Origin of the sequence: Methanobrevibacter sp. (assembly GCF_045126245.1) — an archaeon.
Taxonomy (GTDB): Archaea; Methanobacteriota; Methanobacteria; order Methanobacteriales; family Methanobacteriaceae; genus Methanocatella.
Genome location: NZ_JBGVOG010000078.1, coordinates 1 through 7,515 on the forward strand (window position 1 = coordinate 1; position 7,515 = coordinate 7,515).

Genomic DNA, 7,515 nt, shown 5'->3' on the forward strand with positions numbered 1-7,515 from the left:
TTCAAATACATTTCAGAAACACCAACATGCATCGCGGAAGCTACATCATCACCGGTTGCACAACCAGTAATCAAATGCAATTCAGAGTTTTCCTCAGCAATGATTACATTGTGAGCTGTTTGTAAAATATCAGCATCACTAATAAACATGCAAGCCTGTACAGGCATTACCTCTTTAGTTCCAGGTAAAGACCTTACAAAGTAACCACTTTTAACACCATCTTCTTTTTCTCTTAAAGCAGTTTTTGCAGTATACTTATCAGCATCAGGTTTAACAACATTCCACAGATAGTCTTCAACCCAACTGTATTTGTCTAATGCAACCCCAATGTTCATTACTTCAATTGAATCTGACATGGAGTTATTGGTAAAAATGTTACTTTGATCAACTTGTAAAAATGAACCGGACCTATTCTCTTCTGTAGTGTCAACACCTACTTTTAAAAGATCCTTTTTAGTTTGACTGCTTAAATCATCCAAATCATCAATCATGTCTAAAGCATTGACTGTTTCATCAGTGAAATTTTCTATGGTTACATCTGCACCTATAGCTGCTTTTTTATCTTTTGCCCTTTCAGCATCTTCATAAACATTGCGCACACTCAACACATCCATTAAAACCATTTTTTCTAATATCTTCTAAAATTTCAGTAGGATTTCCAGAACAGGAAATTACCCCGTCAATTAAAACATGCGCCTTATCCGCGCTAACAAAGTTTAAAATATAACCCAAGTGAGTAATTAGGAGTCCACTTCTTTTTCTTGTGCCTTGTGGTTTATCCTTATCCAATAAAGTACCAATTTCAGAAGCCAATAATTCCACATTTTCAATATCCACACCGGAATCCGGCTCGTCAAACATGGTGAAATCAGGCATCTGAGCAAGCAGTTGCAAAATTTCAGAACGTTTGACTTCCCCTCCGGAAAATCCTAAATTGACATCCCTATCTAAAAACTCATCACTGAATTTTAATTGTTGAGCCAAATCTTTCATTCTAGGATTCAATTCATCATTTACATCTTGATGAGATATTATTTTTAATAAATCTCCTACTGAAACTCCCCTGATTGATGGAGGAGTCTGAAAACTTACTCCAATTCCTAATTTAACTCTTTCTGCAGTACTAAGCTGTGTAATATCCTGACCTTTAAATTTAATGGAACCTTGAACAACATTATAGTTAGGAAAACCCAATATTGTTAAAAATAAAGTACTTTTTCCAGCACCATTAGGTCCTAAAAGAACATGAGTTTCGCCTTCGGCAATTGAAAGGTTAATATCTTTTAAAACCCTTTTGCCAGCTACTTCTACGCCTAAATTTTCAATTTCGAGCAACATATAATCACCTTAAAAAAAAATATGAATTTGTTAACTAATATAAGTATAATCTACAAAATATAAATAGTTTAACACAATATCAAAAATAGATAAAATAAAAAAAGAGAATAACTGAAATTATTCAGTTACAATAATAAATTCGCCGACTTTTTCAACTTTAGCAAAAGGAACTAATAATAAGTCACCATTTCTTTTAGCACCTTTTACATGAATATTACGGTCACTTTCAACCCTAATTGCAATATCAACGATTTTACCGGTTTTTTCATTAATAATTAACTCATCCAATACACCAAGAATACGTGCATTGTTGGTAGCAACTTGATAATTTTTAATTTCGCTCCATAATTTTTCTTCTCTTTTAGGAATCTGTTTATTATCCATTAAATCACCTAATAAAAATTAAATTCAGTTATATAAATATTTAACTTCATTATATTTAAACATAATATTCATGGTATAATTTTTCTGCAACTTTACTATCTAAAAGTGTATTTATATTTAATGCCAATTCCCTTTTCGGGAGAACCAATTGGTCTTCTTCCTGAACAATATTAACGCTTCTTAAAACGTTTAACCCTGATGGAACATTTCCATTAAACTCATAGGAATAATTAAGTCCCAAATCTTCAAATATTTCAACAGGGACTAAAGTAGATAAAGCATCTTTAGAAGATTTAGAGTAATAATCTAAAACATAATCAATAGTTTCAGTTGAAATAAATGGTAAATCTGCATTAATAAACAATAAAGTATCTTCGCTGGATTTTTTTTCAAAATAATCTAAAATAAAAGATAAATCAGTCAAATAGTCATCTCCTGAAGTATCCAATATCTGAAAATCATCCTCTAGAGAATTTAAATATTTTGTTGTTTCAGTAGTATGATGGCTAACTGCAATAACTATTTTGTCGATTAATTTAGACTCTTTTAGATTGTCAATTACATATTTAATCAATGGTTTATCATATAATTTGAAAAGAGGTTTTTCACAGGGAACTTTAAGCCTTGTTCCCATACCTCCAGCCATTAAAATAGCATAAATCATGATAAACCACTAGTTTTAAGCGAATTTACCGCCTGCCATTTTCATACGATCTTTAAGGATACATCTGCCCCCTTGTTTACCTCCAATAGGAACTTTAGGAGTACCCATAGAATTCATACAACGAGCCATAATTGCTGATCCTAATGCAAGACCATCTTCAACAAATACTATATTTTCAAATTTGTCTTGAACGGCTTCTAAAATTAGTTGAGGTTTACGTCCAGTAATACCTGCCCTACCAGTTATACCTAAAGCAGAACCTGGAACAATTACATTTTCTTTAAATGCAACATCCAAACATCTTGTAACAATATTTGTACTTACATAATCCAAAGTTGAAAGTAAAGTCGGAAGTCCGTAGGAATCATAGAATTGTGCTCCCACTTCCATCAATTCAGGCAATTTATCCCCATTAAATCCTACATCACAACCGATTAAGGTAGTGCCTGCCTTTTCAGCAGCTTCAGGATTTACCGGAACAGTACCGAACCTTTCAACATCCATAGGAACTTTGGTAATGTTGATTAATTTATGGGCTTCAAGTGCATTGGCTTCAGCCTGTTTGTGATCTGCCTTTTTCATTGCCTTATCAGAATAAATATCTAAAGCAGCACCGTTTTTCTTATCAATTAAACCAGAACCTCTAGCTAAAGAATCGCTTACAACCCCTGCAAGACCCAAAAAGTTTCCAACAGTGTTTGCATAAGGTTCATTATCATTAACGATACGTCCCGCCAATGTTGAACCGAAATCCAGGGAAACACAAGGATTTCTATAATCGACATCAGTCCATTTAGCACCTAACTTAATACCTGCAGTAACCAATTCCCCTTCCATTTCATTTGCGACAGTTTCCTTACCTTCAGGGGGAACTACACTAACAACAGCCCCATCAAACATGATATTTTCCAAAAGAGTGTGTTTGTGCAATTTCTCAGGAAGCTGAGATACGCTCATTGCAGGAGACATTTTACGTGGAGGAATGTCAGCTTCAAGACAGCCATCCGCAAGAGCAATAATGAGTTGACCTGCTTCTTCAGCAGTTGCAAAACCTGCTGTAACCCCAGTTGACCTTACAACAAAGTCTAAATCTTTATCTTTATCAACATTACACCTTTTAAGAGATTCCAATACAGTATCTCTAATAAGCTCAGTAACAGCTTCTTTAGAAAGCTCAATACCCCAAACAGTTTTACCGAATACTTCTTCTGAAGGTTTAGGTTTTCTAATGTCTCTTGTCATTTTAACAGTCTTGTTCAGCAAATAGGATTCACTGGTGTTTAAATTTGTTGCCATGACAATACATTTAGTGGTTGTGTTACCCAATTCCACAGAAGCAGTAACATAATAAACATCCGGTTTTCTAACAGCACCCGGACTTGCAGGCCCTGCTTTTTGAGCAGTTAACATCCCCAAATTACCCTCCTTGGAATGGGCAATTACAGGTTTTGGACCTCTATTAAAAATTTTACTTAAAAAAGACATTTTATAACCTCAATCAATAATTAGTTATAAATATCTTTTTATGATAATATAAATTTTATTAAAAATTTCTTGAAAAAAAGTTAAAAAAAATAGAAAAAAATGATTAGATGAAATGAATCATCTAATCGGGACCCTTTTATCTATAATAATTTGTTAATAGGGTGATCTTCTACAGGTTCTGTACCGATATCTTTTGCTGCTTCAGCAATCATAATATCAGCCATACCACATGCAGGGAATGCGAGTCTGGAGTTTTCGATAGGTCCGAAAAGAACGAAGTCCCCACCAGCCATTTGTTGAACAATGTTTGAACCAATGTCACAAACAGGCCATGCTTCTTTGTGTTCTTTTTTGTATCCTCTTAACCAGTCCCATGCAGATGGTACGTTGTGAATACCGGAACCTACTGGGTATCCCCATTTAGATTTAACTGCGTAAGCGGTTCTTACAGCAGGCCCTGCACCTTGACCTAATGGAGTAACAGCTACATCCATCCATGGTTTGGTAATTCCACATTCATCAGCCATTTCAAGAATACCTTGGTCGATTACAGATCCACCAGTTTCCCAGATTTCGATTTTACCAGGTACTCCAGGAGTCATTGGGTTGAAACCTAAGAGAATGGATGCATCGATATCTGAGTTTTTAACTGCTTCGATTTCACCAGGTTCTGCTGCCATACTTAAAGAGTTGTAAACAGCTCTTTCAGCTAATCCGACTTCTTGTACATATTCTACACCTGCAATTTTTGCAGCAGCTGCAGTTGAGTCAATAAGGAAAGGTTTGTCACAGACGTCTCCTACAAATTCTAGGTATTTTACCATAGCATCTGCAGTAGCACCGAAAGTTTGTACAACACAAGGGTTTCCGGTTACATCTGACATTTCTTCCATAGTTTTAATTCTTTCATCAGCAGCATCTTTATCAAAGATACCAGCTTTTTCATCACTAATAATTTTGTGTCCGCCATAAAAGATAGTTCCTGCTAAAACGGTAGGGTATTCACCAGGTTGTCCTCCCATTTTTACTCCAGCAATATCTACGACGAGTTGTTCTTTATCAAATCTAAACATAAGTAAACCTCCTATAATAAGGTAGCTAACATTGAAGCTATACCGAATTTTATAGCTACAACTAAAATAATTAATCCAAGTATAATACCGTATAATATACCAACATCTCTACCAGTTTGGTGGCCTTAACGGTGGTAATATTCTCCAACAGTGTAATCTACTTTTTCTTGTGCTTCATCTAATTTTGCAATAATAGGGTTGAAATCATCTGAGGATACCATTACTTGAGGTACTGAATTATCTTCTTCACTCATAATAACACCTCTCTAAAATCCTATTGCTTTTGCAATGAAAGGGATAATTACGATAAAGAGCAAAGCTATGCAAATACCAATTGCAAACCCTTTTACTCTAGTTGCGAGTAAACCTGCAAATAATTTACCTTCTCTTGCAAGGAGTTTTGAACTGTATTCAGCATCATCAGCTGCAGATTTCATACTGCTTATGTTTGGTTTATTTGAAATTTGTACCATAATTATACCTCCTCTAGAACATCAAGAATAAAGTTCCAATTACTAAAGTAAAAGCTAATCCAATCATTATACCTTGGACTTTACCAGAATAATTCCCTGCCATATTTCTTTGAACAGCACCAACCATGTCGATTTTAGTGTTAATATCTCTGATTCTTGCTTCAATAAGAGCAGTTTCAGCAGATATAACTCTCATTTCTTCTCCATCTTCTTCGTCGTCGCCATCTTCATCTACAGAGATAACCATAGCTTCTTCTTCAAAAGCACCTGGATCTTTTTCTACGCATTCATTAATTTTAGCTTGAATTGCTCCAATATCTTCAGTATCAATTAAATCAACAATTTCTAATTGTTGTTGGAATCTTTCAATACCATCGAGCGGAACATTTTCTACGAAAGGAATAGCGCCGGTTGCACCGATAATTTTCTTTTTATCTGGGTCTGCACCGTTTTCGTATAATGCTTTAATACTTTGACCTGTAATGTGGCCTTGTACTTCCGCACCAGTAACAATTAAGAAACGGATGTTAGGATTTGAGATAATGTTTGCAACTACTTTTTCTATTCCTAAGTTTTCAGTTTTACATGGACCTGCGATTGCTGCTCCGGATAACTCAGCTTCAATGTGAGAAGCAAGAGTTGTTACTGCAACAGGGCTTTCAGGATCACCTACAATGTAATCCCCACTAATAACCGGCCAGCCTTCTGCAGGAGCTTTTTTATCAGCCATCTATAATACCCCCAACGCTTGTAAGATTGGTAATGCAGCAAATATGATGAAAGATGCTAATAAGAATCCATATACCATGTTTGTTAACATACCTGCAGTAATATAAGAACCTTCCCTTCCAGGGAAAGATCCAACAGGACTTGTATATGGGTCTAATGAAGCCATTAATTCATCAGCAGCCAATTCCACTTTTGCTACTTGTTCATTTACATCATCCATAGATAGGAGTATAACTCCTCCACCTAAAGATGATCCGATGACCCCAGTTACAGGGTCTAATGCGAAATTCATTTCAGGTACGACCTGAATCATAGGTAACATTTGAGCCATATTTGATTCCTCCTATTCTATTGCTCCACTTTAGGCCATAATCCAGCCCATTTAGTTGATGCTGCATCATTACATGAAGCTAACACAAATGCTCTGAATGAAATAATCCATCCGATTAAACCAATGATTAATACAACAAACCAACCTAATCCACCAGTAGTAGCGGATAAAAGACCAACAATAGTCATTGATAAGAATGCAGTAGAACAAGCACATTTAAGAGTCCTTACTTGGTCTTCGTTAGGCCCTAAACATGCGTTGAATGGGTGTTGGATAGCCATAGTACACATAATAAACAATACAGCAATAAAACCAGTAGCAACAACGTTTTCATATATTGCAGTCATATCGTATGAACCTGCAATAGCAACAGCAAATCCTAAAATTGATAAGGCAGCAGCACCAGCAATTTCAATAGTACATTGAAGCATGATAGGGATTTTCATACCTACAATTTTAGTTGCGACAATAGCGATAATTGCACCAATAATTACAGCAATAATTAAACCTGCGACAGGCCCGATAATTCCTATTTTTAAAAGAGAAGCTAAAGAAATACCGCCTAATGCAGAAATTACACCAACAGAAAGGGACATGTAACCAATGGATGGTACACCAGTACCTAAACCGTAACTAGCTACTCTACGAATAGCATCTGCTCCCCAAATGATAGCGAGAACTGCACCGATACCTGCTAAAACTGGGCCAATAACATCGCCTAAGAAACCTGATAAATAAATACAAAGTAATCCGCCAACGGCACCTAAAATTAATAAGTGCATTGAATTTACTGCACCTGCAGCTGCACCGTCAGCACTTCCACCAGCAGACATCTTAGATACCTCCAGTTAAAATAATACAAAATATTCCGACAACGACAGATGCGATAGCACATGCAATTGCTCCAGTACCAATTCTTTTGAATTTTGGATCGTGCATACCTTCAATGGTACCACCAATGTTATATGAAGCGATTACAGAATTAATAAAGAACACACCTGTACCTAAAATAGCAGCTAAACCAATACTTACAGCAGG

Annotated in this window: 10 protein-coding genes and 2 pseudogenes; all 12 read right to left on the reverse strand. The window is 35.7% G+C overall.

What is annotated here, in order from left to right:
• Positions 1 to 614 (reverse strand): annotated as a pseudogene (locus tag ACJMLZ_RS05885) (SufD family Fe-S cluster assembly protein); the annotation flags it as partial.
• Positions 583 to 1,338: an ABC transporter ATP-binding protein gene (locus ACJMLZ_RS05890; protein WP_405304486.1), complete on the reverse strand. Its 756-nt coding sequence runs from the start codon at positions 1,336 to 1,338 to the stop codon at positions 583 to 585. The pseudogene ACJMLZ_RS05885 and the gene ACJMLZ_RS05890, both read right to left, overlap by 32 nt.
• A 117-nt stretch (positions 1,339 to 1,455) precedes the next feature.
• A complete protein-coding gene (locus ACJMLZ_RS05895; protein ID WP_303372478.1) occupies positions 1,456 to 1,722 on the reverse strand; it encodes a PRC-barrel domain-containing protein in 267 nt (88 codons plus the stop codon).
• A gap of 55 nt (positions 1,723 to 1,777) precedes the next feature.
• A complete protein-coding gene (locus ACJMLZ_RS05900) occupies positions 1,778 to 2,386 on the reverse strand; it encodes an NTP transferase domain-containing protein (RefSeq protein WP_405304488.1) in 609 nt (202 codons plus the stop codon).
• A 15-nt stretch (positions 2,387 to 2,401) separates the two neighbouring features.
• On the reverse strand, positions 2,402 to 3,871 hold the full coding sequence (locus ACJMLZ_RS05905; protein ID WP_405304490.1) for a methanogenesis marker 14 protein: 1,470 nt from the start codon (positions 3,869 to 3,871) through the stop codon (positions 2,402 to 2,404).
• 140 nt (positions 3,872 to 4,011) lie between these two features.
• Entirely contained in the window at positions 4,012 to 4,944 is a 933-nt protein-coding gene (mtrH, locus tag ACJMLZ_RS05910; protein WP_405304492.1) for a tetrahydromethanopterin S-methyltransferase subunit H, read from the reverse strand.
• Between the two features lie 11 nt (positions 4,945 to 4,955).
• Positions 4,956 to 5,198 (reverse strand): annotated as a pseudogene (gene mtrG / locus ACJMLZ_RS05915) (tetrahydromethanopterin S-methyltransferase subunit MtrG).
• A gap of 12 nt (positions 5,199 to 5,210) precedes the next feature.
• Complete coding sequence (locus ACJMLZ_RS05920; protein WP_405304494.1) at positions 5,211 to 5,417, reverse strand: tetrahydromethanopterin S-methyltransferase subunit F; 207 nt, start codon at positions 5,415 to 5,417, stop codon at positions 5,211 to 5,213.
• 13 nt (positions 5,418 to 5,430) lie between these two features.
• On the reverse strand, positions 5,431 to 6,147 hold the full coding sequence (gene mtrA / locus ACJMLZ_RS05925) for a tetrahydromethanopterin S-methyltransferase subunit A (protein WP_405304496.1): 717 nt from the start codon (positions 6,145 to 6,147) through the stop codon (positions 5,431 to 5,433).
• Entirely contained in the window at positions 6,148 to 6,477 is a 330-nt protein-coding gene (locus ACJMLZ_RS05930) for a tetrahydromethanopterin S-methyltransferase subunit B (RefSeq protein WP_405304498.1), read from the reverse strand.
• A gap of 17 nt (positions 6,478 to 6,494) precedes the next feature.
• Positions 6,495 to 7,310, reverse strand: a complete 816-nt coding sequence (gene mtrC / locus ACJMLZ_RS05935) for a tetrahydromethanopterin S-methyltransferase subunit MtrC (RefSeq protein ID WP_405304500.1) — start codon at positions 7,308 to 7,310, stop codon at positions 6,495 to 6,497.
• A gap of 1 nt (position 7,311) precedes the next feature.
• On the reverse strand, positions 7,312 to 7,515 hold a 204-nt coding region (locus ACJMLZ_RS05940; RefSeq protein ID WP_405304502.1), incomplete at its 5' end, for a tetrahydromethanopterin S-methyltransferase subunit D.

Coding starts and splice junctions, on each gene's coding strand:
- ACJMLZ_RS05890 (WP_405304486.1), bottom strand. CDS start 1,338: ATGTTGCTCGAAATTGAAAATTTAGGCGTAGAAGTAGCTGGCAAAAGG.
- ACJMLZ_RS05895 (WP_303372478.1), bottom strand. CDS start 1,722: ATGGATAATAAACAGATTCCTAAAAGAGAAGAAAAATTATGGAGCGAA.
- ACJMLZ_RS05900 (WP_405304488.1), bottom strand. CDS start 2,386: ATGATTTATGCTATTTTAATGGCTGGAGGTATGGGAACAAGGCTTAAA.
- ACJMLZ_RS05905 (WP_405304490.1), bottom strand. CDS start 3,871: ATGTCTTTTTTAAGTAAAATTTTTAATAGAGGTCCAAAACCTGTAATT.
- mtrH (WP_405304492.1), bottom strand. CDS start 4,944: ATGTTTAGATTTGATAAAGAACAACTCGTCGTAGATATTGCTGGAGTA.
- ACJMLZ_RS05920 (WP_405304494.1), bottom strand. CDS start 5,417: ATGGTACAAATTTCAAATAAACCAAACATAAGCAGTATGAAATCTGCA.
- mtrA (WP_405304496.1), bottom strand. CDS start 6,147: ATGGCTGATAAAAAAGCTCCTGCAGAAGGCTGGCCGGTTATTAGTGGG.
- ACJMLZ_RS05930 (WP_405304498.1), bottom strand. CDS start 6,477: ATGGCTCAAATGTTACCTATGATTCAGGTCGTACCTGAAATGAATTTC.
- mtrC (WP_405304500.1), bottom strand. CDS start 7,310: ATGTCTGCTGGTGGAAGTGCTGACGGTGCAGCTGCAGGTGCAGTAAAT.